The sequence below is a fragment of the Chryseobacterium sp. CBSDS_008 genome (assembly GCF_049959325.1).
GTDB lineage: Bacteria > Bacteroidota > Bacteroidia > Flavobacteriales > Weeksellaceae > Chryseobacterium.
This window is the reverse complement of the sequence record NZ_CP188202.1, coordinates 1,071,098-1,097,369: the sequence shown is the minus strand read 5'-3', so window position 1 is coordinate 1,097,369 and position 26,272 is coordinate 1,071,098. Positions and strand designations below refer to the sequence as shown.

Sequence of the window (26,272 nt, the reverse complement as noted above, 5' to 3'; positions counted from 1 at the left end):
AAAATAAAAAGAAAGCCCGAAAGATTGTTGAAAAGAATTTGATATAAATTTGAAAAAAAGCTTTAATTTTAAAATCTAATAAATAAAAATACTGCATGTTTGAATTGACATATGATTTGGAAGATATCGATGCGAAAATCTTCTATGGAGTTAATAACCAATATTTCAACTTAATAAAATCAAGCTTTCCAACGATTAAAATTACAGGAAGAGATCACTTTATCTTTGCCATGGGAAATCAGGAAGCTTTAGACATACTGAAACAAAAACTGAATGATATTGTCAGTTTTATCTCTAAAAATAATTCAATAGGACTGAAAGACGTTGAAAATATATTGAATATTAAAGACGAAAACGAGAAGCAGCTGGTCTTTGACCAGGATATTATCGTAAAAGGAGTCAACGGAAAAGTAATTAAGGCCAAAACAACCAATCTTAAAAAGCTGGTAAAAGAAACGGAGAAAAAGGATATGGTTTTTGCCATTGGTCCTGCAGGTACCGGGAAAACATATACCAGTGTAGCCTTGGCGGCACGAGCTCTAAGAGATAAAGAAGTAAAAAGAATCATCCTGACAAGGCCGGCTGTAGAAGCAGGGGAGAGTCTGGGATTTCTTCCCGGTGACCTTAAAGAAAAGCTGGATCCGTATTTACAGCCTTTATATGATGCACTGCGTGATATGATTCCCCATGAAAAACTGGAAGGTTTCATGGAAAAGAAAGTGATTGAAGTAGCTCCTTTGGCTTTCATGAGAGGACGCACCCTGGACGATGCGTTTGTGATCTTAGATGAAGCCCAGAATACGACCCATGCACAGATGAAAATGTTCCTTACCAGAATGGGTATGAATGCGAAGTTTATTATCACTGGAGATCCAAGCCAGATTGACCTTCCGAAAAACCAGCAGTCCGGGCTGAAAGAGGCGATGAGAATCTTACATGGAGTAAAGGAGATCGGATTTGTACATCTTACAGAAGAAGATGTGGTAAGACACCCTGTCGTAAGAAAAATTATCCTTGCTTATAATGATGAGGAAAAAAGGCTAAGGAATGACTAAATAATAGGTAAAATTTCCATTAACTTTTTATTAACCTTAAATTAGTTAGTTAAAATTTGTTAATTTGAAAAAAATAATTAGTTTTGCAAACCTTAAAAATGTAAAAACTAATTAAACATGAAAAAACTTTTACTTATTGCAGCAGTCGCTGCTATGGGAATTTCTGCAAACGCACAGGAGTTTCGATTTGGTCCAAAAGCTGGTTTCGCGATGTCAACCATTAAACTGGATGATAAGCAAGACGATCTTGACGGAAGAAAAATGGATCCTAAATATACTTTCTATATCGGTGGGATGGCTGAGTATAAAATGAATGATAAATTCGCTCTTCAGGGAGAGGTTTTGTATTCACCGCTTGGCGCTAAAGAAAAGATTGACGGGGTAAATGCCGGAGGTATGTATTTTGGTGAGCAGACTAAAATTACTTTTGGAACTCTTTTGATTCCTGTTTCTGCAAAATACTTTATTACAGAAGGTTTTTCTGTAGCGGCAGGTCTTAACGTGGGAATTATTCTTACCGCTAAACAAAAAACGGTAATTGGTTCAGATTTCCTTGATGTAGAAATGGAAGGTGAAGGCGGTGATGTTGATATTAAAAAAGATATCAAATCATTAAACCTTGCTCCGTTCTTAGGTGTTGAATATATGCTGGAAAACGGACTTTTCTTTGATGCCAGATACAGCTTAGGAGTATCCAACCTATCTAACGACAACAGCGGAGGTACTGTGAAAAATAGCTTTGCCCAGGTGGGTGTAGGTTTTAAATTCGGAGGAAACTAATTCTGAAATTTTAGTATTAAATAATGATATAAATCGGGACAATTTTTGTCCCGATTTTTTGTTACAGGACAGTTTTTCTAATGATGAATAATTAGTATTTTTGCAGGGTAATTCAAAGCTACTAAAAAAATGAAAAAACTATTATTACTAGGTGCTTTTGCACTTTTAGGAGGTGCTGTTCAAGCGCAGGAAGGTTTTAAAATTGGTGGGCACATTGGTGTTCCTGTATCTGATGCAAGTGACGTGTCGTCATTTACATTGGGAGTGGATGCAGCTTATATGTGGAATATTGCTAAAGGTCTTGATCTTGGGGTAACAACAGGATATTCTCATTTCTTCGGAAAAGATCATTTTGATGATTTCGGATTTATTCCTGTAGCTGTTTCCGGTAAATACAGATTCTCTGGAGCGCCTATCTTTGTAGGTTTAGACCTGGGGTACGGTATTTCTACAAAAGATGGGGTAGATGGCGGTTTCTATGCACAGCCTAAATTTGGATATCAAATGTCTAAAGGAGAGTTGTACATCGGGTACCAGTCAATCAGCAACAAGCGTGACCTGCCAGGATGGGGACGCTATAGCTGGAATGTAGGAGCTGTTAACATTGGTTATAATTTCTTTTTGAAATAAGGAAGCAATTACATAGTGAGAGCTCCGGCCGAAGGCCGGAGCTCTTTTATATTTTATAAGCACGCTGTATAGAATCCCTTGCCGGAAACTTTTGATATGAACTTACAGCTTAGAATAGGTAAAAACATTTTCAATCATAATAAATGTTTAAATTTTAAGAGTTAATAACTTAAAAATTAATAGTTTAGGTTAATTAATTTAAGCATTTATGTAGAATTCATAGGCTTTTGGAAAAAATATGGAAAATTTAAAAAATAAATAAATTCAATTCTTATTGGTAAAATAGGATTTTTTTATTCATAATATTATGAAAAACTCAATAACTTCTCTTAATTAGGATTTATTTTTACAAAACCCTAAATTTTAACAATGATATTAATCACATTAACAAATTTTAATATTCGTGGTAGCCACTGTAAATTTGCCCTCAGAAAGTATTAAAATTTTTTAAAAATGAAAAAAATATTATTAGCGGGTGCTGTTGCACTTTTTGGTTTATCAAACGCTCAGATTGCTAAAGGAACTACATATTTATCAGGATCTGTTGGTTATTCTCAGGTAGAATCTAACAATGGTAACGATAAAAAAGAAAACTTCAACGTATTACCTACAGTTGGATATTTTGTAAACACTAACCTAGCAATTGGTCTAGGAGTTGGATACCAGACTGAAAAAAACACTTTAACTACTACTCTTGGTAACACAGTAGGAGAAAGCATTACTAAGCAGCCAGCTTTTGTTGTTGCTCCTTTCGTAAGAAAATACTGGACTTTATCAGACAAGTTATATTTCTTCGGACAATTAGCAGTGCCTATGCAGTTTGGAAAAACTGAAACTGAAACTAACTCACAAACTACAGTAGGAAACTCTACAGTTTATACTTCTACTTCTACTGAAGCTAAATACACTAAAATTGGTGTTACTGTGAAGCCAGGTTTAGATTATTTCTTAAACAAGAACTGGTCTATCGAAGCTACTATCGGTGAGTTTGGTTACAACAACTACAAACCAAAAGATGGTGATGCTACAAACAACTATAACTTCGGATTGAATTTATCTTCTGTAACTTTCGGAGTTAAATATGTATTTGCAAAATAATAAACAAAGCATATAGCAAGAAAGCCCTGAGACACTCTTAGGGCTTTTTTTTCTATGTAAGAAACTAATATAATAATAATCATGAAAAAAATCGTATTGATGGGTGCTGTTGCGCTTTTCGGCTTATCAAATGCACAGATTGCAAAAGGAACTTCTTACCTTTCCGGGCAGGTAGGGTACTATCACAATGAAAACAATAAATTGGGAACCAACATCAAGAATGATGTGATCAGAATCCTTCCTACAGCTGGGTATTTCGTTAATAACAACTTAGCGGTAGGACTTGGTATAGGCTATAAAAGTGCCGTTACAAAATATAACGTAAGTGGTTCCGGATTTGGCAATACCATCGAAATTAAAAATACAGATAATGCTTTTGTTGTAGCTCCATTCGTGAGAAAATACTGGACTTTATCTGATAAGTTATACATTTTCGGACAATTGCAGGTTCCATTGGAGTTCGGCCAGGAAAAGCTGGATTTTAACAGTGAAGGCGATGGCGGAGATCCTGTACTTTCCGCTCCGTTTACACAAAAAAATAACTACACCAACATCGGAGTGAATATTAAGCCGGGTCTGGATTATTTCCTGACTAAAAACTGGTCAATTGAAGCTACAATAGGAGAGTTCGGGTATAATACTTACAAAAGAGACATTGACGGTGCTAAAAGAGCTGATGACTATAAATTTGGTATCAGTTTAACTTCCGTAACCTTTGGCGTTAAATATGTATTTGCAAAATAACAAACAAAATACTTACATTGCACCAGAGATGTCTATCTTAGGCTTTTTAAGTTTAAAACTAATATAATAATCATGAAAAAAATCTTATTGGCGTCTGCATTCGCTTTATTTGCAGGCTTACATGCACAAACTACTTTCGGTGTAAAAGCCGGTTATGCTTTATCAAAATTGAATACCAATGAAGGCGATTTCGAATTTGACGGAATTGAAGGCGGTATGAAATCTAAGTCCGGGTTTTATATCGGAGGATTGGTTGAGCATAAATTCAATAACAAATTTGCGGTTCAGGGAGAGATAGAATATGCTAACCTTGGAGGGAAAGCAGAAGTTTCAATGCCTGGTATTACCGTAACTGAAAAGATGAATCTTAACAGAATTGTAATTCCTGTATCTGCAAGATTTTATGCCACACCTGAATTGGGAGTTTATGCAGGTCCGTATGTAAGTTTTAAGACCAATAACAAGGTGAAATTTCAAATGAGCGGTGCTAATGCCGGTATGGTAGATCCGTCAGGAGTCAGAGAAGGAGAGCGTTATGTGGAAAGATACTTGGATGATACTTTAAAGTCTACAGATTTCGGTTTATTTTTAGGAGCCGATTACAGCATTCATAAAGGATTATTTGTGGATGCACGCTACAGCTTCGGACTTACCAATATGATCAAAAATCCTGTGGACGGAGAAAAGCTGAAAATGAATTTCTTCCAGTTAGGAATAGGGTATAAGTTTAAATAAACGTACACATATAAAACCAAAAACTCTCAGAATTTCTGAGAGTTTTTTTATGAATGATTTTTTCGTCTTTCTTATTTTCCAAACATTCCGCCCATTCCAGGCATATTTGGCATTTTGCTCATCATCTGCATCATTTGTTTACCCTGAGGTCCCTGCATCATCTTCATCATTTTACCCATCTGATCGAATTGCTTCATCAGTTGGTTCACATCTTCGACTTTTCTTCCGGCACCTTTAGCAATTCTGCCTTTTCTCTGAGTATTGATGATAGAAGGTTTTCTTCTCTCTTCAGGAGTCATAGAGTAGATAATCGCTTCAATGTGTTTGAATGCATCATCACTGATTTCTACATCTTTAATCGCTTTTCCGACTCCGGGAATCATTCCCATCAAATCCTTCATATTACCCATCTTCTTGATCTGGTTGATCTGTTTTAGGAAATCATCAAAACCGAATTCGTTTTTAGCGATTTTTTTATGAAGTTTTTTAGCTTCTTCTTCGTCAAACTGCTCCTGAGCTCTTTCCACTAAGGAAACAACGTCACCCATTCCCAGGATTCTGTCGGCCATCCTCTCCGGATAGAAAACATCCAGAGCTTCCATTTTTTCTCCTGTAGAGATAAATTTGATCGGTTTTTCAACAACAGAACGAATTGTCAGTGCAGCACCCCCTCGGGTATCTCCATCTAATTTAGTTAAAACAACTCCATCAAAATTTAATGCCTCATTGAATGCTTTTGCTGTATTCACGGCATCCTGACCGGTCATAGAGTCCACAACGAAAAGAGTTTCCTGTGGTTTGATAAAATAATGTACGGATTTGATCTCGTTCATCATCTGCTCATCAATAGCCAAACGACCAGCGGTATCCACAATTACAACATCATGACCGTTTGCTTTTGCAAAATTGATCGCGTTTTCAGCAATCGTAGAAGGATTGGTGGAACCTTCTTCAGTATAAACAGGAACTTTGATCTGTCCTCCTAATACTTTCAGCTGGTCAATCGCTGCCGGACGGTAAACGTCACATGCGACCAATAGAGGCTTTTTATTTCTTTTTGTTTGTAAATAATTAGCAAGCTTTCCTGAGAAAGTAGTCTTACCAGACCCCTGAAGACCAGCAATAAGGATTACAGAAGGCTTCCCTGAAAGATTGATTCCCTCCTGAGAACCTCCCATCAGCTCTACCAGCTCGTCATGAACAATTTTGGTCATCAACTGTCCGGGAGTAAGGGAAGTAAGAACGTTTTCTCCCAATGCTTTATCCTGAACTCTCTTTGTAAGATCTTTGGCAACTTTATAGTTAACGTCGGCATCCACCAATGCTCTACGGATCTCCTTTACGGTTTCCGCTACATTGATTTCAGTAATTTTTCCTCTACCGGAAATATTGTGTAATGCCTTGTCTAATTTATCCTGTAAACTATTAAACATATTATTGTAAATTATAGGTTTGCAAAAATAAGGAATTTTTAGGATATCCAAAGTTTTTGGACACGTAATATTATATATATACGCAATATTATTATAGAGGAGAAAAAATGATAAATATCAAATCATGACATAATCCGATAGAAAAAGTCTATTTTTGCGATCAATTAAAATATAGAATGAAAATCAATCCCAATATTCTTGTTGTCGTTTTATTCTTTCTAACATTCCTGGTGCATTTTTCTCTTTGGAAATTTGTTTTTCATCTGGATGAAATTATCATCATTAAATTTTACCTTTTTTTGAGTGTCATGTTTATGATGATGATTACCCTTATCATTTTAATCAACAGAGTGGCGCCAGAGTTCTTAGGATTGTCTGTTATTGGCTTAATTCTTTTAAAATTCGGTTTGATGTACTTAATCAGAAAAAAACTGAACTTTGAAGTGATTCCAGGCTATAAATTTCATTTCATTATTCCGTATTTTGTCCTGACAGCACTGCTTACATACTATGCAATCAAGCTGATTAATCATGATAAAAAACAGTAAAATAATTTATTGAAACTAGAAAAAATATCATATTTTTGCACAACGAAAAAAACCTATCAATGTTTAAGAAATTCGCAGTTTTATTCTACAGTATTTTTGTATTAAACTTAGTGTCTGCACAGCACGGTGAAGCTCCTGCTGGGGCAGCTCCTGCTCAAGAGCTTTCAGAAAAGGACAAAGTAAGCAAAGAAAACAAAGAGTTCATCGATCATCACTTGTTGGATGCACATGATTTTACATTGATGGTGGATAAAGAAGGTCACCACATCGGTTTCCCTCTTCCTGTTATTTTCTATGATAACGGTTTCCATTCTTTTATGAGTAACAAAGAAGGGTTTATGCATGGAGAACCTACTGAAGTAGATGGTTCTTATTATGTGTTACATCATGAGAAGATTTATAAGACTGATGCAGCCGGAACTATAACTCTGGATGATCATGGTCACCCAACTAACGAAAAACCATTAGATCTTTCTATTACGAAAAGTGTACTGATTATTTTATTAGTGGCAATTTTTATGCTGGTGTTATTTGGTGGTATGGCTAAGTCTTATAAAAAATCAGTGGTTCCTACAGGTGTTGCGAGATTTTTAGAGCCGTTGATCATTTTCGTGAGAGATGAAGTTGCTATCCCAAACATTGGGCACAAGTATAAAAGATTTATGGGGTATTTATTAACGGTATTCTTCTTTATTCTTTTCCTTAACGTTTTAGGATTAATGCCTTTCGGAATCAATGTTACAGGTAATATTACAATGACATTCTTTCTTGCTATCCTTACCTATTTGATCACAACATTCTCAGCTAATAAAGATTACTGGAAACACATCTTCTGGATGCCGGGAGTACCGGTTCCGATGAAACTGATTATGCTTCCTATCGAATTATTAGGGACAATTACTAAGCCATTCGCTTTGATGATCCGACTTTTTGCAAACATGACTGCAGGTCACATCGTAGTAATGAGTTTGATCGGATTGATCTATGTATTTAAGAATTTCATTGCAGGTGTTGCATTCCCATTCTTAACCTTAGTAATTTATTTACTGGAAGTATTGGTAGCATTCCTACAGGCTTATATCTTTACCATGTTATCTGCCCTGTTTATCGGAATGGCTGTAGAAGAGCACGAGCACGAACATCACGCAGCTCACTAATTGAGATAGTTAATTAAAGTAAAACAAATTTTTTAAAATTATATATTATGGAAATCCCTAAAATTGTAGGTGCTGGTATCGTAGTACTAGGTGTAGGTATCGGTCTTGGTAAAATCGGAGCTGCTGCTCTTGAAGCTATCGCTAGACAACCTGAGCAATCTGGAAAAATCCAAACAGCTATGCTTATCGCAGCTGCACTTGTAGAAGGTGTTGCGTTTGCTGCTCTATTTGCAGTAAACTAATTAAAATCAGACCATTATCTGTGACGGTTGGTCACAGGTAATGGTTCTTTAAAAAAAGTAATAATTATTTATACATTTATATAATGGAATTAATTCATCAGTTTTCATCAGGATTATTTATTATCCAGTCTGTTATTTTTCTAGCATTATTATTTTTGTTAGGTAAATTCGCTTGGAAACCTATTTTAAAGTCTATCAATGACAGAGAAACATCTATTGTTGACGCTCTTAATCAAGCTAAGTTAGCTAGAAAAGAAATGGAAACTTTAAAAGAGGATAATGAAAGAATCATTCGTGAAGCTAAAATCGAAAGAGATGCTATCCTTAAAGAAGCTAGAGAAATTAAAGACAGAATCGTAGGAGAAGCTAAAGATGTTGCTAAAGCTGAAGGAGACAAAATGATCGAAGCTGCTAAACAGACTATCAACGCTGAGAAAAATGCTGCTATGGCAGACATCAAAACTCAAATCGGTACTTTATCTGTAAACATTGCTGAATCTATTTTGAAGCAAAAATTAGACAACAGTGAAGCTCAAAACGAATTAGTTCAAAATTATTTAAACAAATCAAACCTTAACTAAGAATGCTTACATCTAAAGTAGCTAAAAGATACGCACAAGGTTTACTTGATTTCACGAATGAGTCAGGGCAAACGGCTACTGTATTTTCTGAAATGAAAGATGTAGTAAAGATCATGAAAGAGTCTGCGGACTTAAATAAATTTTTCATGACTCCTTACATCGATTCTAAAAAGAAAATAGAAGTAGCAACCGAAATTTTCAAAGGTTTATCTGTTTCTTCTCAGAACCTGATCAGATTGGTGATTAAGCACGGTCGTGAAAACCAATTGAAAAATATCGCTCAGGAATTCATCAACAAAGTAGAAGACCTTAGTGGTGTACAAAGAGTAACGCTTACTACAGCAACCCCGCTTTCAAAAGAAAACCTTGAACAGATTTTAAGATCTACCAATCTTGTGAATGCTGATTCAAACTTTGACCTGAAAGTAAATGTGAAACCTGAAATTCTTGGAGGGTATGTTCTGAGAGTAGGTGACCAGCAGGTAGACGCGTCTGTGAAGACAAAACTGAACCAAGTTAAAAAAGATTTCCAATTAAATTAAGAAAAACAACCATACAATGGCAGAAATAAATCCGGCAGAAGTATCTGCGATCTTAAAACAGCAATTGGCCAACTTCGATACTCAATCCAACGTTGAGGAAGTAGGTACAGTTTTAACCATCGGTGATGGTATTGCTCGTGTATACGGGTTAGAAAACGTACAATACGGAGAGTTGGTGAAATTTTCTAGTGATGTAGAAGGTATTGTACTTAACCTTGAAGAAGACAACGTAGGTGTTGCTCTACTTGGTGAAAGTAAATTAGTAAAAGAAGGGGATACAGTAAGAAGAACAAACAGAATCTCTTCTATCAAAGTAGGAGAAGGTATGTTAGGAAGAGTAGTAGATACTCTTGGTAACCCAATCGATGGTAAAGGTCCTATTACTGGGGATTTATACGAAATGCCATTGGAAAGAAAAGCGCCTGGAGTTATCTTCAGACAGCCGGTAACTGAGCCTTTACAGTCTGGTATCGTTGCAATTGATGCGATGATTCCTGTAGGAAGAGGTCAGAGAGAGCTTATCATTGGTGACAGACAAACAGGTAAAACTACTGTTGCAATTGATACGATCATCAACCAAAAAGAATTCTTTGATGCTGGTAACCCAGTATATTGTATATATGTTGCTATCGGTCAGAAAGCTTCTACTGTAGCACAAATCGTTAAAACTCTTTCTGATAAAGGAGCTTTAGCTTATACGGTAATCGTTGCGGCTAACGCATCAGATCCGGTTCCAATGCAGGTATATTCTGCAATGGCAGGAGCTTCTATCGGTGAGTTCTTCAGAGACACTGGTAGACCAGCGCTTATCGTTTATGATGATTTATCTAAACAAGCTGTTGCTTACCGTGAGCTTTCTCTACTATTGAGAAGACCACCGGGCCGTGAAGCTTATCCTGGAGACGTTTTCTATCTTCACTCAAGACTATTGGAAAGAGCAGCAAAAGTAATCGCTGATGATAACATTGCCAAGCAAATGAACGATTTGCCAGAGTCTCTAAGACCAATCGTAAAAGGTGGAGGTTCATTAACAGCCCTTCCGATTATTGAAACTCAGGCTGGTGACGTTTCTGCATATATCCCTACAAACGTAATCTCTATTACAGACGGACAGATCTTCCTGGAGTCTGATCTATTCAACTCAGGGGTTCGTCCGGCGATCAACGTTGGTATCTCTGTATCAAGGGTAGGAGGTAACGCTCAGATTAAATCAATGAAAAAAGTTTCTGGTACATTAAAACTTGACCAGGCTCAATATAAAGAACTTGAAGCGTTTGCTAAATTCGGTTCTGATCTTGATGCTTCTACTTTAGCGGTAATCTCTAAAGGAGAAAGAAACGTAGAAATCCTTAAGCAGCCGGTAAATGCACCACTTCCTGTAGACAGTCAGGTAGCGATCGTATACGCTGGAACAGAAAACTTAATGAGAAACGTTCCATTAAACAAGATTAAAGAATTCCAACACGAGTATATCGAATTCCTGAGATCTAAGCACCCGGATACAATGGCTGCTATTAAGTCTGGAAAAATTGATAATGATATTACAAGTGTTCTTAAGCAGGCTGCTAACGATTTAGCTTCTAAATACAACTAAAAAATTCAATGTTTAAGGTTTGAAATATAGCGTTTTAAGCCTTAAACTTTAGACCTTAAACTTTGAACCCAAATTAATGGCAAACTTAAAAGAAATACGAGGCAGAATTACGTCAATTTCATCTACGATGCAGATTACCCGTGCTATGAAAATGGTTTCCGCAGCGAAACTTAAAAAAGCACAGGATGCAATCGTAATGTTAAGACCTTATTCTGAAAAATTACAGGAGCTTATCCAGAATGTAAATTCTAGCTCTGATCCTGATCAGATTTCTGTATATGCTCAGAAAAGAGAGGTTAAAAGAATACTTTTCATCGCTGTTACTTCAAACAGAGGTCTTGCGGGAGCTTTTAACTCTTCTATTGTAAAGGAACTTAACATTCAGTTCCAGAACAACTCTCAGTATGAGATTGAAGTTCTTCCGGTAGGAAAAAAAGCATATGATGCCGTAAGAAAGAACCGCGCAGTATACGCTAATGGAAGCTCTGTTTATGACAACCTGAATTTTGATATGGTTGCTAACATTACGGAAGGGGTAATGACAAGCTTCAGAGAAGGTAAATTTGACGAAGTATATGTTATTTATAACAAATTCGTTAATGCAGCGACTCAGGAAGTGACTACAGAACAACTTCTTCCCATCTCAATGCCTGAAAAAACAGAGCCACAGGTTGAAACTGATTATATCTTTGAACCTAACAGGACTGAGATCCTGGATAACCTGATTCCAAAGTCTATCAAGACTCAGGTTTTCAAAGCGATCCTGGATTCAGTAGCATCTGAGCACGGAGCGAGAATGACTGCAATGCACAAAGCGACAGATAATGCAGAGGCGTTGAGAAACGATCTTAAGATCTTCTACAATAAAGCAAGACAGGCGGCAATTACCAATGAAATCCTGGAAATTGTTTCCGGAGCAGAAGCTTTGAAAAATTCGTAAAGAATTATTTTAACATACATTTAAAGCACCGACTTATCGGTGCTTTTTTATTTCCGTCTATTTAAAATGCTGTTTTTAGTCCGGAAAAACAATTATCCTAATATATGCCTCAATTATTTTTTTTATTGTAAAATAAAGGTATTATATCGTTTGAAATTTTTCTTTCAAAGATTCCTTCATCGAAATAATCTATCCCGGAGTCAGGTTATTTTTATTTTACATATCTTTGTAGCTAATAAAATTTATATAATCTCTAAATGGACTCGGACATAGTCAGGCTTTTGCTGGCCTTATTTCTTGTTTTACTAAATGGCTTCTTCGTAGCCGCAGAATTTTCAATTGTTAAAGTTCGTTACTCACAAATTCAGTTAAAGGCTGCAGAAGGAAATTCTATGGCAAAACAGGCGGAACATATCATCAAGCACCTTGATGAATATCTTTCTGCTACACAATTAGGAATTACATTGGCATCACTTGCCCTTGGTTGGGTAGGAGAAAGTGCCCTGCACCATGTTGTTGAAAATATTTTCACGTCATTAAGCATTAATTTGACTCAGACAACGATTACTACTATTTCGGTAGTGACAAGTTTTGTGTTGATTACTATTATGCACATTGTATTTGGTGAGCTTATTCCAAAATCAATCGCAATCAGAAAATCTGAAGCAACTACTATGGCAACGGCAGTTCCGCTGAGAGTTTTTTACTTGATTTTTAAGCCGTTTATCTGGCTGATGAACTCTATGTCGAATGGTTTCTTAAGACTTGTAAAAATTCATCCCGCTTCTGAACAGGAAATTCACTCCACAGAAGAACTTCAGCTTTTGGTAAAACAAAGTGCAGACAGTGGTGAAATTGAGGAGGAAAATTATGAAATCATTAAAAATGCATTTGATTTTACAGATCACTCTGCCAAGCAGATCATGGTTCCAAGACAGAATATTACTTCCATCGATTTTGAAGAGGATATCAATGAGATTATCAATAAAATTATGGACAGCGGATACTCCCGTATTCCTGTATATCTTGATTCCATTGATAATGTGATCGGAATTTTCTATACAAAGGAAATCATCAGAGAATTTGTAAAAAGAAAAGGAGATCTGGATCATGAAGACCTTAAAGATTTAATGCGTGACGCCTTCTTTGTGGTGGAAAGCAAAAAAGTTTCAGACTTATTAAAAATTTTCCAGCAGAAAAAGCAGCATTTGGCAATCGTTATTGATGAATTTGGCGGTACTGAGGGAATCATTACCCTTGAAGATATTCTTGAAGAGCTTGTAGGGGAAATTCAGGACGAAGAAGACGAAGAAGAAAAAGTTGTTGATAAAATAGCTGATAATACCTATTGGGTACAGGCAACACAGCCTTTGGACGAAATCAATGAGTTCCTGCCTAAAAAACTTCCTCTTTCCGAAGAAAGCGAGTATAATTCACTGGCCGGATTCATTCTGTATGAGCTGGAAGAAATTCCTGAAGAAAACCAGGAGTTTGATCTTGATAACTACCACTTCAAAATTCTAAAGATGAATAATAAGAGTGTAGAGCTTGTAGAGCTGGTATATGAAGAGCCTAATGCCATCGATAACTTAGCAGACAAGATAGGAGAAGTTTAAAGCAAAACTGTTACAATGAATTTTTATAATAGCATTAAAGACTACGAAAATCCCAAACGTCAGTATGAAGAAGAAGTGCTCGTTCTGGATGATACGGATGATGTTTATAAATTGGTACTGCACAATGATGATATTCATACATTTGATTATGTAATAGACTGCCTTATTGAAATCTGTAAACATACGCTGGAGCAGGCTGAGCAATGCACCATGCTGGTTCACTACAAAGGTAAATGTACCGTAAAAACAGGCTCAATGGATGTTTTGAAGCCTATGCATGAAAAATTAATTTCACGTGAATTAACAAGCGAAATCGTATAAAACAGGATCCGGCAAATTATTGCCGGATTTTTTTATTAAATCCAGATAGTAAAGTTGAGTAATAACTATAAATGACAAAGACTAACGGGTATTCGGGAAATCTTTTAATCTTTAAATGCTTTAATCTTTTAATTTCTCAATACTCTTACATTGTCACATTTTATCTAAAATAGTATATTTGTACCAACTATAAAGAAACAAAGAAATAATGCTTGTAATAGGAATTGCCGGTGGTACAGGATCCGGCAAAACTACAGTTGTTGACAAAATACTTCAGCAGCTTGATATTGAGGGAATGAATATCCTTTCTCAGGATAATTATTATCATGACAACCAGGGTCTTACACTGACAGAAAGAGAGGCTTTAAATTATGACCATCCCAAGTCCATAGACTTTGAACTACTGATAAAACATGTAAAAGCTTTAAAAAGAAATGAACCGATAGAACAGCCGATTTACAGCTTTGTTACTCATTCCAGAACAGGAGATCATGTCACTGTAGAACCTAAAAACGTATTGGTAGTAGAAGGAATCCTTGTTCTTACCAATAAAGAATTATTGAAAGAATTTGATCTGAAAGTATTTGTTCATGCTGATTCTGATGAAAGATTAATCAGAAGGATCAGGAGAGATACCCAGGAAAGAGGAAGAGATCTGAGCGAAGTATTGCACCGTTATCAGACGACCTTAAAACCAATGCATCAGGAGTTCATCGAGCCATCTAAAAACGAGGCCGATCTTATTATTCCAAATATGAAACAGAATTCCGTAGCGATTGATTTTTTAACTACTGTTATTAAAAACTCGTTGAGAAAACATTAAAAAAATGGAAGAAAACAACCTTATCAAAGACATTCAGCCGAAATCTGAAACATTCAAACTTATCCAGAAATATGTTTTGAACAAGTATACCATTACGATCTGTATGTTTTTGGTATGGATGATTTTTTTCGATAAAACCTCATTCCTTGTTATTAACGAACTGAATGGGGAGATTCATAAATACGAAGAGCAGCTGGACTATTATAAAAAAGAATACGCGAAAAATGATGCTTTTTATAAAAAACTGATGAACAACAAGTCAGAGAAAGAAAAATACGCAAGAGAAAATTATTTTATGAAAAAACCAAATGAAGAGATTTTCATTCTGGTGGTAGACAGCACAAAAGTCGCTAAAAAGTAATAAAAGTTGAATAGAATTACGTTAATGATGAATGAATTTTTAGTTTTTAAAAATTCACTTGCGAAGCAGAATTCACCATTGACCATTCACAAATAAAAAAAACTAATGTCAAATACAGATATACTTTCAAACTGGGAAAATTTAGTAAGAAAACAGCTTAAAACAGAGGATATTTATCCCGTGTTAGAAAAGCAGAATCTGGAAGGAATAGAGGTGAAGCCTTTTTACACAGAAGTTCAGAAGCCTTTGGTAAATCTGCCCAGAGTTGAAGAAAGTACCCATTTGGTAGCGAGATACCACGAAAGTCTGGAAGAAGAAGTATTTGCATTTATTCTGGATCATAATGTAGAAAATCTTGATCAGAAGACACTGTTTGTTAATAATAAAGAGCTTGCAGGTCATATCAGTTCTAAAGAAGAAGATCAGTATTTTTCTTTGATTGATGTTTTTAATGAAAACGAAGGTAGTATTGATGATCAGCTGGCAAAAGAATTACTGGCAAAAGACTTTAAAAGAAATATTTGTATCGATATTTCACTGCACCAGAACGCAGGAGCTGCCATTTATCAGCAGCTTGGGATTGCCCTTGCAAAAACTAAGGAACTGGTGGAAACATATGGGAGTGAAATTTTAAATAAACTGATCTTCAGGATAGCAGTAGGTGGAAGCTATTTTTTTGAAATGGCAAAGCTGAGGGCCTTTAAAATGGTTTTTAACCAGCTTTCAAAAGAATATGGGCTGGATGAAATTCCTTACATTTTTGCGGAAACTTCACTGCGGAATAAGGCCGTTTCTGATAATGAAAACAACCTGATCCGTTCTACACTGGAGCTTGCTGCAGCAATGATAGGAGGAGCAGACGCTGTTTTCTCCAATAATTATCTTGTTGACAGAAGCACGGATAACTCAGAAGAAATATCCTTTAAACAACAAATTGTTCTTGCTTATGAAAGCATCATCAATGTATTTGAAGATGCCTCTAACGGAAGCTATTATATTGAAGATATTACCCGCCAGTTTGCAGAAAAAGCATGGGACCTGTTCATTGAAATTGAAGAAGCAGGAGGATATCTTGAGCTGCTGAAGCAAGGTATTGTTCAGAAAAAGATTTATAATCATGCTATTGAAGAACAGCAATGGATCGAAGAAGGGAAAATAAAGCTTATCGGGGTGAATTTATACCCTAAATTAGACGTTAAAAAGTCTATCGCGGATCTGTACAACGAAAAAGAAATAAAAGCAGTTCGCTGGGCGGAAATGTTTGAATAAATTTAATTGCTCCCACAGATTTCTCAGATAACACAGATTTTTACAGGACAACTGTAGAAACTAAATTATACACAAATGAATGAAAATGAGATAAGTTTCTATATCAGGAAATCTTTTTTTTCTGTATATAATGAGTTGGGACCAGGTTTATTGGAAAAAGTTTACGAGAAAGTTTTGGCACTTGAATTGAAAAATAACGGTTTAAGCGTTAAAACCCAAGTTCCAATACCCATTACATTTAAGGGAGTTTTTATTGATTCAAGTTTTATTGCAGATATCATTGTTGAAGACAAAGTTATTATTGAAATAAAATCAATTCCTGAAATAATTAATGTTCATCACAAGCAGCTCTTAATCTATTTAAAATTGACCAAACTGAAATTAGGAATATTGGTTAATTTCAATACTGATTATATTGATAAAAGTATTATTCGAAAAATAAACGGATACATTTAATAAGCATCATAACCTGTGCAATTGTGAAATCTGTGGGAAACAAATTAATTAACAAAGACATTCAAGACTACATCAATGCAAATCTGAATACAGATTTACACACTTTGCTGTTGAAAAAATCCCCTTTTCAGGAAGTTTCTATGCATGAAATTGTGCAGCAGATCAAAGGAAAACAGGTTGCAGAGAGAAAATTTCCTTTCTTACTGAAAGAAGGTATTATTTTCCCGCCACAGCTTAATCTTGAGCAGGCATCATCAGAAAAAACAGCTCTTTATAAATCAGGAATTTTAAAAGGAAATAAATTCATTGACCTGACAAGCGGTTTTGGTATTGATGCTTATTATTTGTCTCAAAACTTCAGTGATATTACTTTGGTAGAGCAGAATACAGAGCTTTTAGAAATTGTTGAACACAATTGGAATACTTTAGAGCGTCAGGCAAGATTTATCAATAAAAAGCTGGAAGATTTCCTGGACCAGAATCAGGAATATTTTGATGTTATTTATCTGGATCCGGCGAGACGAGATGAGCATAAAAACAAGGTGTTTCTTTTAGAGGATCTGTCTCCTGATATTCTTGAGATCCAGGAAAAACTGCGGTCTATTTCCAAACAGGTGGTCATTAAACTCTCACCGCTGATAGATCTTAAATACCTTATTTCAGTACTGTCAGGCATTGTAAGGATTGATATTATTGCGCTGAAAAATGATGTGAAGGAAGTCGTTGTGTTTCTATCGAACGAAAATACGGATAAGATAATGTGTAACTGTATCAACCTTGACAGCAGTGAATCGGTCTTTAGCTTCACACTTGGGGAAGAGGAAACTGCCCTGGCCGAATATTCAGAACCTGAAAAATACATATATATTCCCAATAACACTATTTTGAAGGCGGGAACTTTTAATTTGATTTCACAGAAGTTCGGATTAAAAAAGCTTCATCCCAACAGCCATATATATACTTCAGACGAAAGAATCGGAAATTTTCCGGGAAGAATTTTTGAAATGGAAATAATTGATTCTAAAGCTATTAAGAAGAAAGATCAGTTTAATATTATTTCAAAAAACTACCCCTTAAAACCCGAAGAGATCAAAAAAAAATATGGTTTAAAAGACGGCGGAGACCGGTACCTTATTTTTACACAATCCAAAAAAGGGAAAATAATATTAAAATCAGTATAAAAATGTTGCCGAAAAAAGCAGGATTTCTTACTTTTGGGCAATCAAAAATTTAAGCATGAGATCGCTTGCTGTTCAGAGAGCAGATAGATTAAAATATTGCGGTTTCATATTACCTTTTAAAAAAAATAATTTTACATATGAAAAAATTAGTTATATGTTTAGCGATTGCAACGGTAGCGGTAAGCTGTAAAAAAGTTCCGCAAGGAGGAAACAAAGGTACTTTGAAACTTGAAGAAGGAGTAGAAAGATATTCTGATGATCCTCAGGGTGGAGCTCACGGACATGAAGCTGCTGCAGAGCACAAAGAAGAGGCTCCGGCAACACCGGAAGCTGCTGCTCCAAAAACTGACAGTACTGCTGCTGCAAAACCTGCTGAAGCTGAAAAGACTCCAAAAGCTGAACACTAATTAGAAGTACAAAATATATAAATGCCCTGTTTCTGCAGGGCATTTTTTATTAAAAAAAAGACTTTTGGCATTCATTAGCATAAGGTTGGGAAAATACTGCCTTTTTGCTTGTCCCTGCCATGCATTTTTTTTAATTTTAACAAAATAAATTTTTACAATGCAAGAGACATTAAATTACATTAACGAAAACAAACAGCGTTTCGTGGATGAATTATTTGAGTTATTGAGAATTCCTTCTATTTCTGCCGATCCGGCGTATAAAAATGAGGTTTTGAAATGTGCGGATGTAGTGGCAGCATACCTTAAAAATGCAGGCGCGGATCATGTTGAAATTTGCCAGACAAAAGGGTATCCAATTGTTTATGGGGAGAAAATTTTAGATAAAAACTTACCTACCGTATTGGTATATGGACACTATGATGTTCAGCCGGCAGATCCGTTGGAATTATGGACAAAGCCACCTTTTGAGCCATATATTGAGAAAACTGAACTGCACCCTGAAGGTGCCATTTTTGCCAGAGGCTCTGCTGATGACAAAGGACAGTTCTTCATGCATTTGAAGGCTTTCGAAGCCATGATGAAAACCAATGCTCTTCCCTGCAATGTTAAATTTATCTTAGAAGGAGAAGAAGAAGTAGGATCTGTAAGCTTAGGAGACTGGGTGAATGAAAATAAAGAGAAACTAGCTTGCGACTGTATCTTAATTTCCGATACCCATATTTATAGCAACGAACAACCGACTGTGACAACCGGTTTAAGAGGGTTAAGTTATGTGGAAGTTGAAGTGGAAGGTCCAAACAGAGATCTGCACTCAGGGCTGTATGGCGGAGCTGTTCCGAACCCGATTCACGTTCTTTCAAGAATGATCGCGGGTCTGATTGATGAAAACGGCCATATCACCATTGACGGATTCTACGATAATGTAGAAGCAGTTTCCGACGCTGAGAGAGCCGAAATGAATAAGTTGAAAGACAATCCTGAAGAATTCAAAAAATCGATCGGATTAAGCAATGTTGAAGGGGAAAAAGGATATACTACTTTAGAAAGAACATCTATCCGTCCTACCTTAGACTGCAACGGAATATGGGGCGGATATACAGGAGAAGGTGCCAAAACGGTAATTCCTTCAAAAGCTTTTGCTAAAATTTCAATGCGTTTGGTTCCTTACCAGACTCCGCAGGAGATTACAGAAAAATTCACGAAATATTTTGAAAAAATAGCTCCGGATACAGTAAAAGTTAAAGTAACACCGCACCACGGAGGTATGCCTTATGTTTTACCAACGAATACCAAAGAATTTGCAGCTGCAAAACAAGCCATGGAATCTGCATTTGGAAAAGAAGTTCTTCCCTACAGAGGAGGAGGAAGTATTCCTATTACCGCTATGTTTGAGCAGGTTTTAGGCGCTAAATCCGTATTGATGGGCTTTGGTCTGGATTCGGATGCAATCCACTCTCCAAACGAGCATTATGGATTATTCAATTTCTACAAAGGAATTGAAAGTATTCCATTGTTCTTTGAGAATTATTCAAAATAATTTATCAAAAATAAAATATGATAAGACATTTCGGGAAAGAAATGTCTTATTTTTTTTGCTTGGTATTGTATTTTTATGACCTTTTACAATGATGCTTTTATGCTTTTAAAAATTAAATTCACTGAGAATAAAAGCGTTATTTTTTATTTGCAATAAGTTATTTCACCATTCATAGAAAGTTTATATTTTTAATACAAAACTTGATTTACTATGAAAAAATACTACTCAATTGCTTTTTTAATAGCGTCAACATACTTTTTTGCACAGCAGACCATATCCTTTGAATCCAATGAGGGCTTCAACGTTGGAAATGTTCACGGGCAGGCAGGATGGATCAGTACTCCCACAGGAGGAATACCTGAAAATGTAACCCACCAGACCATCAGCACAGATAAGGCCAGTGATGGAAGCGCTTCCCTGAAAATTGTCAAAGAAAATACCTATGGAACCCAGGCTGATCCTATTATCGGAGGGTTTTATAACTTGCCGGCGCCTCTTGCCTGCAGCAATTTCTCTGTTTCATTTGACATCAATATATCACAGCTTAATGGTTCTGATTTTGGCTTTCAGGGCGTAAATGAAATTGATGACCAGTTTGTTGTGAGATTGGATTTTGAAAAAACCGGATTGGTGAAGGTTCTGGGCATGGTATCCGGCATACAGGATCTTATTCCTACACCTTCGACCTGGCTGCCCAATACCTGGTACCGGTTAAAAATAGTAGGAAGTGCAACAGATGTCAGATATTATCTGAATAATATGCTGATTTATACAGGAACTGCCGCGAGCTCTTTGAATATAAATCAGCTTCGTTTTGTCCATAATAATTCGTTGGGATCAGCTTATATTGATAATATTAAAGTGAATAGCGAATTATTGGTAATGGGAGTAAAAGACACCAAAGCAGGTGCTGGGGAAATCTCGCTTTATCCTAATCCGGCAAGTGATTTCATGAATATTAATTCTGTCAGTAAAGTAAAAAATATAGAGATCTATGATGAGACAGGAAAGCTCATAAAGACTGAAACAAACCATAACAAAATAGAGGTAAAAGAATTGGCTGCGGGAATATACATCGTCCATGTAAAAACAGAAAAAAGAAACTTTACAGAAAAGTTCATCAAAAAATAAATCCTGATAAATCTTAGCATCAGCAAAACGTTCCAATTGGGGCGTTTTTGTTATTTTAGAGAATTAAAAATTTCATCATATGTCAGACAATAAAGCAGCTTATATAACAGGAGGAACCAAAGGAATAGGTTTCGGAATTGCGAAAATTTTACTTGAAAATGGAATTTCTGTAGCATTTTCGGGAAGAAAAAGAGAAGATGTGATGAAGGCGGAGGTAGAACTTAAACAGTACTCACAAAACGTGTTGGGTATTGTGTCCGATGTAAGAAGCCTGGAAAGTGAGCAGGAAGCCGTGAAATATACCGTTGAAAAGTTCGGAAGGCTGGATTATATTATTGCCAATGCAGGATTGGGTATTTTTAAGCCTGTAGATGAACTGACTGCAGAAGAGTGGAATGATATGATAGAAACCAATCTGACCGGTGTTTTTTATACCTTAAAAGCCTCTGTCGAAGAACTGAAAAAGACAGAAGGGTATTATATTACCATTTCCAGCCTGGCGGGAGCAAATTTCTTTGAAAACGGAACAGGATATAACGCTTCAAAATTCGGAGTGGTTGGTTTTACCCAGGCCGCCATGATTGATTTAAGAAAATATAATATCAAATCCACAGTCATTATGCCGGGATCGGTAGCCACTCATTTTAACGGAAATATTCCTTCAGAAAAAGACAGCTGGAAGATTCAGCCGGAAGATATGGGGAATCTTGTATTGGATATTATCAGGATGAATCCGAGAGTTTTACCGAGTAAGATAGAGTTTAGGGCAACAAAACCAGCGAAGTAACTACATCTAATGTATTGAATAATAATTTAATAAGTATTATGCATGCATAATATATTTTTTATTTATATTAGCAAAAATTAATTCAAACAAAATCTCTGCATAAACTGTCATGATTTTATGCACCAAAGGGAAAAAATAAAATAGTACACATGAAAATATTAGTTTGTATTAGTAGTGTTCCGGATACTACTTCCAAAATTAACTTTACAGCAGACAAATCTGCTTTCGACAAAAACGGAATTCAGTGGGTAATCAACCCTCTAGACGAATTTGCGTTGACAAAAGCGGTTAAACTTCAGGAATCTCAGGGAGCAACAGTAACAGTAATCAACGTTGGTGATGCTGCTACAGAACCTGTAATCAGAAAAGCGCTGGCAATTGGAGCTAACGATGCTGTAAGAGTAAATCTTGATCCGAAAGACAGCTATTCAACAGCCAAAGAAATTGCAGCTGTAGCTCAAAACGGAGGATACGATCTTATCCTTTGCGGAAAAGAATCCATTGACTATAATGGAGGTTCTGTTCCGGGAATGGTGGCTCAATTGTTGAACCAGCCTTTCGTAAATGCTTCAGTAGGATTAGACGTAAACGGAAGCGAAGCTACTGCAGTAAGAGAAATTGAAGGAGGAAAAGAAACTATTTCGGTAAAATTGCCGGCAGTTATTGCAGGTCAGAAAGGATTAGTAGATGAAAAAGACCTTATCATCCCGAATATGAGAGGAATTATGTCTGCAAGAACAAAACCTCTGCAGGTAGTAGAGCCTTCTTCTTCAGAAGTAAAAGTTCAGGGCGTATCTTATGACAGCGTTCCGCCAAGAGCAGCTGTGAAAATGGTCTCTCCTGACAATCTGGATGAATTGGTAAGATTACTTCACGAAGAAGCTAAAGTAATCTAATCTTTAAATTTTTCAATCTTTTAATTTTTAAATTTAAAACAATGGCAGTATTCGTATACGCAGAAAATATAAACGGAGTTTACAAAAAAGCAGCTTTTGAAGCAGTTTCTTATGCTAAAGCTATTGCTGATAAAGCAGGAGATACCGTGACAGCTATCTCTGTAAACCCTACAGATTCTTCAGATTTATTATACAAATATGGAGCATCCAACGTAATCAATATCAAAGACGAAGGTCTTAAGAATTTCTCGGCAAAAGCATTTGCACAGGCTGTAAGCGAAGTGGCAGATGGAAATATCATCGTTTTCCCTCACACTACGGACGCTTCCTCTATTGCTCCTATGCTGGCTGTAATGAAGAACTATTCTTTAATTACCAATGCTTTGGAAGCTACTGAAAGCCTTTCACCCTTCCAGGTAAAGAGAAGAGCATTCTCAGGAAAAGGTTTCATGCATGCAAAAGCTGAAGGAAACGGAGTAATCGTTACGGTTTCTCAAAACGCTTTCGGTGTGAAGGAAAATTCAGTTTCAGGTTCAGAAGAAGTGAAAAATCTATCTGTAGCGAATGAAGATACTAAGGTGATCTCTCACGAGCAGAGTTCAGGTAAATTAGACCTTAAAGAAGCTGAAATCGTTGTTTCTGCCGGTAGAGGGATGAAAGGTCCTGAAAACTGGGGAATGATCGAAGATTTAGCAAACGTTTTAGGAGCTGCAACAGCATGTTCTAAGCCTGTTTCTGATATCGGATGGAGACCTCACACAGAGCACGTAGGACAGACGGGTAAAGCGATTTCCCCGAATCTTTACATCGCTGTAGGGATTTCCGGAGCGATTCAGCACCTTGCGGGAGTAAACTCTTCAAAAACTATCGTAGTAATCAACAGTGATCCTGAAGCACCATTCTTCAAGTCTGCAGATTACGGAGTAGTAGGAGATGCCTTCCAGATTATTCCTGCATTAACAGAGAAAATTAAAGCAATAAAAGGATAAGAAAGTGAATTGTGAATAGCCAGCTCGCTTTGCTCGTCAATTTTTAATTACATAATTCACTTGCGAAACAAAGTTCACTATTGACATTTGACAATCATCAACAATACCAATAAAAGCTCGGCTTCCGGGCTTTTATTTTTGCGTAAAAAAGTAAAATCACAATAAAAAATTAATCTATATTTGTAGCTATGGATTATAAGCAGCTAATTATTCGCGGAATATCATACAGCCAGACCCAGTCGGGGGCGTATGCATTGTTACTGGAGCATGAAGAAACACACATAAAATTACCTGTTGTTATAGGAAACTTCGAAGCCCAGTCTATCTCTCTCGGATTGGAAAAAGATATTCATCCGCCGCGTCCTCTTACCCACGATTTATTTACAAAATTTATAGTTTCTGCCAATTATGAGTTGGTTTCTGTCATCATCTACCAGATTGTAGATGGAGTATTCTTCTCCAATATCAACTTTAAAAATAAAGTAAACGAAGAAGAACTGATTCTTGATGCCAGAACTTCTGATGCTGTTGCAATGGCCGTAAGATTTGATGCACCCATATTTACAACACAGCAGGTCCTGAATGAAGCCGGTATTTTATTGGAGCTGGAAGACGTTTCAAAAGAAGAAGAATCGTTCTCAGAAACTGTACAGACGGAAGATAACTTAAAATCTCTTTCTATGGAAGAGCTGCAGAAACTATTGGATGAAGCCGTTAAAGAAGAAGACTATGATACTGCCCTTGAAATCCAGGAAGAAATCAAGAGGAGGAAAAAGAAAATTGACTAAGAGATACTTTTTATATAAATTATGAATTTAAAATTACGACTGACCATCCTCAGTTTTCTCCAGTTTTTTGTCTGGGGAGCATGGCTGATTACGATGGCAAACTTTTGGTTTGGCACAAAACATTGGGACGGAACCCAGTTTGGAGCTGTGTTCGGAACAATGGGAATTGCTTCTATTTTTATGCCGACCATTACTGGAATTATTGCTGACCGCTGGGTAAATGCGGAGCGTATATTTTCAGTATTACACATTCTTTACGGGGTTATTCTTTTTATACTGCCTCATTCCACAGATCCTAATTCCTTCTTTTCAGTAATGCTTGTAGCCATGTGTTTCTACATGCCTACAATTGCACTTGCCAACTCAATTTCTTATACGATCCTCAAAAACAACAATCTGGATGTGGTGAAAGACTTCCCGCCGATTCGTGTATGGGGAACTATTGGTTTTATTGTAGCCATGTGGATTACAAATCTTAGCGGAAACAAAGCCACAGAAGGTCAGTTTTATATCGGAGGTGCGATAGCTATATTCCTGGGAATTTATGCCCTTACATTACCTAAATGCCCGCCACAGAAACTGATTGATAAAGACTCTCCATTATCCGAGCAATTAGGTTTGAATGCATTCAAGCTTTTCGGAAACTATAAAATGGCATTGTTCTTTATGTTTTCAATGCTTTTAGGAGCAGCACTTCAGCTTACCAATGCATATGGAGACGTTTTCTTAAGTGAATTTGCTCATTTTCCTAAATATGCCGATTCATTCGTAGTACAGCGGTCTACAATCATTATGTCAATTTCTCAGGTTTCAGAAACCCTGTTTATTCTGGCGATTCCTTTCTTCCTCAAGAAATTTGGAATTAAAAAAGTAATGTTGATGTCAATGCTGGCATGGGTTTTAAGATTCGGGTTCTTTGCTTATGGGGTTCCGGATGGATTCGGGCTTTCGTTGATTATTTTTTCATGTATCGTATACGGGATGGCTTTCGATTTCTTTAACATCTCAGGATCACTTTTCGTAGAAACCACTACTGACAAAAAAATACGTTCTTCAGCTCAGGGATTATTTATGATGATGACTAACGGTTTTGGTGCTGTTTTCGGAAGTTATATTGCAGGATGGGCAATTGATAAATTTTTTACCCATAAGTTTTCGACCGCTTCAGATCTGTCTGCTTATCTTGAGACTACTCCTGATAATCCTACTTTCCTGGAAATTTTAAAAAACAGCTTCAATGCTGCTGTTAATTCAGATGGTACGCTTTCTTCAATAGTGATGGTAAAAGACTGGCACCAGATATGGCTTTCTTTCGCGATCTATGCGCTAATACTGGCAATATTCTTTGCTGTTTTATTTAAGCACAAGCATAATCCGGAAGATGTTTCATCCGTAAAACATTAATTGAAACTTACATATTAAGATATTAAATTGCATTTGAAAAAATGCAATTTTTTATTGTAGAATGTTATGCCGGACTCAATGTACTTATTGAGAAAGACTTTACCCCTGCTTTCAATAACAATGCTTTGCTGAAGAAAAATATGGTCTTCAGATAGGAACAAAAGCAGCAGATGTTGATTTTTAATTTTACAATAAATGAATTATTTTATTGTTTAATAGATAAAAAT

The 26,272-nt window shown here is 36.3% G+C and carries 29 protein-coding genes; 28 read left to right on the top strand and 1 reads right to left on the bottom strand.

What is annotated here, in order from left to right; all coding sequences use genetic code 11:
* Window positions 1-95 precede the first annotated feature (95 nt).
* From ACP3T3_RS04835 to ACP3T3_RS04810, 6 genes are all read left to right on the top strand, one after another.
* Window positions 96-1,055 (top strand): PhoH family protein, encoded by a 960-nt coding sequence (locus ACP3T3_RS04835; RefSeq protein ID WP_426478787.1) that lies wholly within the window; start codon window positions 96-98, stop codon window positions 1,053-1,055.
* A 117-nt stretch (window positions 1,056-1,172) separates the two neighbouring features.
* Entirely contained in the window at window positions 1,173-1,835 is a 663-nt protein-coding gene (locus ACP3T3_RS04830) for a porin family protein (RefSeq protein WP_426478786.1), read from the top strand.
* A gap of 129 nt (window positions 1,836-1,964) precedes the next feature.
* On the top strand, window positions 1,965-2,465 hold the full coding sequence (locus ACP3T3_RS04825; protein ID WP_426478785.1) for a hypothetical protein: 501 nt from the start codon (window positions 1,965-1,967) through the stop codon (window positions 2,463-2,465).
* A 453-nt stretch (window positions 2,466-2,918) separates the two neighbouring features.
* Complete coding sequence (locus ACP3T3_RS04820) at window positions 2,919-3,563, top strand: outer membrane beta-barrel protein (protein WP_426478784.1); 645 nt, start codon at window positions 2,919-2,921, stop codon at window positions 3,561-3,563.
* Between the two features lie 81 nt (window positions 3,564-3,644).
* Window positions 3,645-4,307, top strand: coding sequence for an outer membrane beta-barrel protein (locus ACP3T3_RS04815; RefSeq protein WP_426478783.1), 663 nt, complete (start codon window positions 3,645-3,647; stop codon window positions 4,305-4,307).
* A 72-nt stretch (window positions 4,308-4,379) separates the two neighbouring features.
* On the top strand, window positions 4,380-5,042 hold the full coding sequence (locus ACP3T3_RS04810; protein WP_426478782.1) for a porin family protein: 663 nt from the start codon (window positions 4,380-4,382) through the stop codon (window positions 5,040-5,042).
* Window positions 5,043-5,113: 71 nt separating this feature from the next.
* Here ACP3T3_RS04810 and ffh read toward each other — a convergent pair whose 3' ends face one another.
* Window positions 5,114-6,475: a signal recognition particle protein gene (gene ffh, locus ACP3T3_RS04805; protein ID WP_426478781.1), complete on the bottom strand. Its 1,362-nt coding sequence runs from the start codon at window positions 6,473-6,475 to the stop codon at window positions 5,114-5,116.
* Window positions 6,476-6,651: 176 nt separating this feature from the next.
* Between ffh and ACP3T3_RS04800 the strand changes: the two genes are divergently transcribed.
* The 22 genes from ACP3T3_RS04800 to ACP3T3_RS04695 all read left to right on the top strand — a co-directional run bounded on the left by ACP3T3_RS04800 (window position 6,652) and on the right by ACP3T3_RS04695 (window position 26,045).
* On the top strand, window positions 6,652-7,023 hold the full coding sequence (locus ACP3T3_RS04800; protein ID WP_426478780.1) for a hypothetical protein: 372 nt from the start codon (window positions 6,652-6,654) through the stop codon (window positions 7,021-7,023).
* A 59-nt stretch (window positions 7,024-7,082) separates the two neighbouring features.
* On the top strand, window positions 7,083-8,180 hold the full coding sequence (atpB, locus tag ACP3T3_RS04795) for a F0F1 ATP synthase subunit A (RefSeq protein ID WP_426478779.1): 1,098 nt from the start codon (window positions 7,083-7,085) through the stop codon (window positions 8,178-8,180).
* A gap of 47 nt (window positions 8,181-8,227) precedes the next feature.
* Complete coding sequence (gene atpE / locus ACP3T3_RS04790) at window positions 8,228-8,422, top strand: ATP synthase F0 subunit C (RefSeq protein ID WP_002979108.1); 195 nt, start codon at window positions 8,228-8,230, stop codon at window positions 8,420-8,422.
* 83 nt (window positions 8,423-8,505) lie between these two features.
* Window positions 8,506-9,003, top strand: coding sequence for a F0F1 ATP synthase subunit B (locus tag ACP3T3_RS04785; protein WP_002979110.1), 498 nt, complete (start codon window positions 8,506-8,508; stop codon window positions 9,001-9,003).
* 2 nt (window positions 9,004-9,005) lie between these two features.
* Entirely contained in the window at window positions 9,006-9,545 is a 540-nt protein-coding gene (gene atpH / locus ACP3T3_RS04780; RefSeq protein ID WP_426478778.1) for an ATP synthase F1 subunit delta, read from the top strand.
* A 16-nt stretch (window positions 9,546-9,561) separates the two neighbouring features.
* Window positions 9,562-11,139 carry a F0F1 ATP synthase subunit alpha gene (atpA, locus tag ACP3T3_RS04775; protein ID WP_426478777.1) on the top strand — a complete coding sequence of 526 codons (1,578 nt, stop codon included), beginning with the start codon at window positions 9,562-9,564 and terminating at the stop codon, window positions 11,137-11,139.
* Between the two features lie 76 nt (window positions 11,140-11,215).
* Entirely contained in the window at window positions 11,216-12,079 is an 864-nt protein-coding gene (atpG, locus tag ACP3T3_RS04770) for an ATP synthase F1 subunit gamma (protein ID WP_426478776.1), read from the top strand.
* 257 nt (window positions 12,080-12,336) lie between these two features.
* Window positions 12,337-13,695: a hemolysin family protein gene (locus ACP3T3_RS04765; RefSeq protein WP_426478775.1), complete on the top strand. Its 1,359-nt coding sequence runs from the start codon at window positions 12,337-12,339 to the stop codon at window positions 13,693-13,695.
* Window positions 13,696-13,710: 15 nt separating this feature from the next.
* A complete protein-coding gene (locus tag ACP3T3_RS04760; protein ID WP_426478774.1) occupies window positions 13,711-14,016 on the top strand; it encodes an ATP-dependent Clp protease adaptor ClpS in 306 nt (101 codons plus the stop codon).
* Between the two features lie 208 nt (window positions 14,017-14,224).
* Window positions 14,225-14,839, top strand: coding sequence for a uridine kinase (gene udk / locus ACP3T3_RS04755; protein ID WP_426478773.1), 615 nt, complete (start codon window positions 14,225-14,227; stop codon window positions 14,837-14,839).
* A gap of 4 nt (window positions 14,840-14,843) precedes the next feature.
* Entirely contained in the window at window positions 14,844-15,200 is a 357-nt protein-coding gene (locus ACP3T3_RS04750) for an FtsB family cell division protein (protein ID WP_426478772.1), read from the top strand.
* 105 nt (window positions 15,201-15,305) lie between these two features.
* A complete protein-coding gene (locus ACP3T3_RS04745; RefSeq protein ID WP_426478771.1) occupies window positions 15,306-16,469 on the top strand; it encodes a methylmalonyl-CoA mutase family protein in 1,164 nt (387 codons plus the stop codon).
* 75 nt (window positions 16,470-16,544) lie between these two features.
* On the top strand, window positions 16,545-16,925 hold the full coding sequence (locus ACP3T3_RS04740; RefSeq protein ID WP_426478770.1) for a GxxExxY protein: 381 nt from the start codon (window positions 16,545-16,547) through the stop codon (window positions 16,923-16,925).
* A gap of 32 nt (window positions 16,926-16,957) precedes the next feature.
* Window positions 16,958-18,106 (top strand): class I SAM-dependent methyltransferase, encoded by a 1,149-nt coding sequence (locus ACP3T3_RS04735; RefSeq protein ID WP_426478769.1) that lies wholly within the window; start codon window positions 16,958-16,960, stop codon window positions 18,104-18,106.
* 137 nt (window positions 18,107-18,243) lie between these two features.
* Window positions 18,244-18,513: a hypothetical protein gene (locus ACP3T3_RS04730; protein WP_426478768.1), complete on the top strand. Its 270-nt coding sequence runs from the start codon at window positions 18,244-18,246 to the stop codon at window positions 18,511-18,513.
* Between the two features lie 157 nt (window positions 18,514-18,670).
* Window positions 18,671-20,050, top strand: coding sequence for a dipeptidase (locus ACP3T3_RS04725; protein WP_426478767.1), 1,380 nt, complete (start codon window positions 18,671-18,673; stop codon window positions 20,048-20,050).
* A gap of 210 nt (window positions 20,051-20,260) precedes the next feature.
* Complete coding sequence (locus ACP3T3_RS04720) at window positions 20,261-21,181, top strand: T9SS type A sorting domain-containing protein (RefSeq protein WP_426478766.1); 921 nt, start codon at window positions 20,261-20,263, stop codon at window positions 21,179-21,181.
* A 79-nt stretch (window positions 21,182-21,260) separates the two neighbouring features.
* Window positions 21,261-21,968 (top strand): SDR family oxidoreductase, encoded by a 708-nt coding sequence (locus tag ACP3T3_RS04715; protein ID WP_426478765.1) that lies wholly within the window; start codon window positions 21,261-21,263, stop codon window positions 21,966-21,968.
* A 149-nt stretch (window positions 21,969-22,117) separates the two neighbouring features.
* Window positions 22,118-22,864 (top strand): electron transfer flavoprotein subunit beta/FixA family protein, encoded by a 747-nt coding sequence (locus tag ACP3T3_RS04710; protein ID WP_047429867.1) that lies wholly within the window; start codon window positions 22,118-22,120, stop codon window positions 22,862-22,864.
* A 41-nt stretch (window positions 22,865-22,905) separates the two neighbouring features.
* The gene (locus tag ACP3T3_RS04705) at window positions 22,906-23,853 is read left to right on the top strand and encodes an electron transfer flavoprotein subunit alpha/FixB family protein (RefSeq protein ID WP_426478764.1); all 948 of its coding nucleotides are present in this window, start codon (window positions 22,906-22,908) and stop codon (window positions 23,851-23,853) included.
* 188 nt (window positions 23,854-24,041) lie between these two features.
* A complete protein-coding gene (locus ACP3T3_RS04700; protein ID WP_426478763.1) occupies window positions 24,042-24,641 on the top strand; it encodes a bifunctional nuclease family protein in 600 nt (199 codons plus the stop codon).
* A gap of 21 nt (window positions 24,642-24,662) precedes the next feature.
* Entirely contained in the window at window positions 24,663-26,045 is a 1,383-nt protein-coding gene (locus tag ACP3T3_RS04695) for a nucleoside permease (protein WP_426478762.1), read from the top strand.
* Window positions 26,046-26,272: the final 227 nt, after the last annotated feature.

What these genes read in the sequence shown, in the direction of transcription:
- ACP3T3_RS04835 (WP_426478787.1), top strand. Translation starts at nt 96, where the DNA reads ATGTTTGAATTGACATATGATTTGGAAGATATCGATGCGAAAATCTTC.
- ACP3T3_RS04830 (WP_426478786.1), top strand. Translation starts at nt 1,173, where the DNA reads ATGAAAAAACTTTTACTTATTGCAGCAGTCGCTGCTATGGGAATTTCT.
- ACP3T3_RS04825 (WP_426478785.1), top strand. Translation starts at nt 1,965, where the DNA reads ATGAAAAAACTATTATTACTAGGTGCTTTTGCACTTTTAGGAGGTGCT.
- ACP3T3_RS04820 (WP_426478784.1), top strand. Translation starts at nt 2,919, where the DNA reads ATGAAAAAAATATTATTAGCGGGTGCTGTTGCACTTTTTGGTTTATCA.
- ACP3T3_RS04815 (WP_426478783.1), top strand. Translation starts at nt 3,645, where the DNA reads ATGAAAAAAATCGTATTGATGGGTGCTGTTGCGCTTTTCGGCTTATCA.
- ACP3T3_RS04810 (WP_426478782.1), top strand. Translation starts at nt 4,380, where the DNA reads ATGAAAAAAATCTTATTGGCGTCTGCATTCGCTTTATTTGCAGGCTTA.
- ffh (WP_426478781.1), bottom strand. Translation starts at nt 6,475, where the DNA reads ATGTTTAATAGTTTACAGGATAAATTAGACAAGGCATTACACAATATT.
- ACP3T3_RS04800 (WP_426478780.1), top strand. Translation starts at nt 6,652, where the DNA reads ATGAAAATCAATCCCAATATTCTTGTTGTCGTTTTATTCTTTCTAACA.
- atpB (WP_426478779.1), top strand. Translation starts at nt 7,083, where the DNA reads ATGTTTAAGAAATTCGCAGTTTTATTCTACAGTATTTTTGTATTAAAC.
- atpE (WP_002979108.1), top strand. Translation starts at nt 8,228, where the DNA reads ATGGAAATCCCTAAAATTGTAGGTGCTGGTATCGTAGTACTAGGTGTA.
- ACP3T3_RS04785 (WP_002979110.1), top strand. Translation starts at nt 8,506, where the DNA reads ATGGAATTAATTCATCAGTTTTCATCAGGATTATTTATTATCCAGTCT.
- atpH (WP_426478778.1), top strand. Translation starts at nt 9,006, where the DNA reads ATGCTTACATCTAAAGTAGCTAAAAGATACGCACAAGGTTTACTTGAT.
- atpA (WP_426478777.1), top strand. Translation starts at nt 9,562, where the DNA reads ATGGCAGAAATAAATCCGGCAGAAGTATCTGCGATCTTAAAACAGCAA.
- atpG (WP_426478776.1), top strand. Translation starts at nt 11,216, where the DNA reads ATGGCAAACTTAAAAGAAATACGAGGCAGAATTACGTCAATTTCATCT.
- ACP3T3_RS04765 (WP_426478775.1), top strand. Translation starts at nt 12,337, where the DNA reads ATGGACTCGGACATAGTCAGGCTTTTGCTGGCCTTATTTCTTGTTTTA.
- ACP3T3_RS04760 (WP_426478774.1), top strand. Translation starts at nt 13,711, where the DNA reads ATGAATTTTTATAATAGCATTAAAGACTACGAAAATCCCAAACGTCAG.
- udk (WP_426478773.1), top strand. Translation starts at nt 14,225, where the DNA reads ATGCTTGTAATAGGAATTGCCGGTGGTACAGGATCCGGCAAAACTACA.
- ACP3T3_RS04750 (WP_426478772.1), top strand. Translation starts at nt 14,844, where the DNA reads ATGGAAGAAAACAACCTTATCAAAGACATTCAGCCGAAATCTGAAACA.
- ACP3T3_RS04745 (WP_426478771.1), top strand. Translation starts at nt 15,306, where the DNA reads ATGTCAAATACAGATATACTTTCAAACTGGGAAAATTTAGTAAGAAAA.
- ACP3T3_RS04740 (WP_426478770.1), top strand. Translation starts at nt 16,545, where the DNA reads ATGAATGAAAATGAGATAAGTTTCTATATCAGGAAATCTTTTTTTTCT.
- ACP3T3_RS04730 (WP_426478768.1), top strand. Translation starts at nt 18,244, where the DNA reads ATGAAAAAATTAGTTATATGTTTAGCGATTGCAACGGTAGCGGTAAGC.
- ACP3T3_RS04725 (WP_426478767.1), top strand. Translation starts at nt 18,671, where the DNA reads ATGCAAGAGACATTAAATTACATTAACGAAAACAAACAGCGTTTCGTG.
- ACP3T3_RS04720 (WP_426478766.1), top strand. Translation starts at nt 20,261, where the DNA reads ATGAAAAAATACTACTCAATTGCTTTTTTAATAGCGTCAACATACTTT.
- ACP3T3_RS04715 (WP_426478765.1), top strand. Translation starts at nt 21,261, where the DNA reads ATGTCAGACAATAAAGCAGCTTATATAACAGGAGGAACCAAAGGAATA.
- ACP3T3_RS04710 (WP_047429867.1), top strand. Translation starts at nt 22,118, where the DNA reads ATGAAAATATTAGTTTGTATTAGTAGTGTTCCGGATACTACTTCCAAA.
- ACP3T3_RS04705 (WP_426478764.1), top strand. Translation starts at nt 22,906, where the DNA reads ATGGCAGTATTCGTATACGCAGAAAATATAAACGGAGTTTACAAAAAA.
- ACP3T3_RS04700 (WP_426478763.1), top strand. Translation starts at nt 24,042, where the DNA reads ATGGATTATAAGCAGCTAATTATTCGCGGAATATCATACAGCCAGACC.
- ACP3T3_RS04695 (WP_426478762.1), top strand. Translation starts at nt 24,663, where the DNA reads ATGAATTTAAAATTACGACTGACCATCCTCAGTTTTCTCCAGTTTTTT.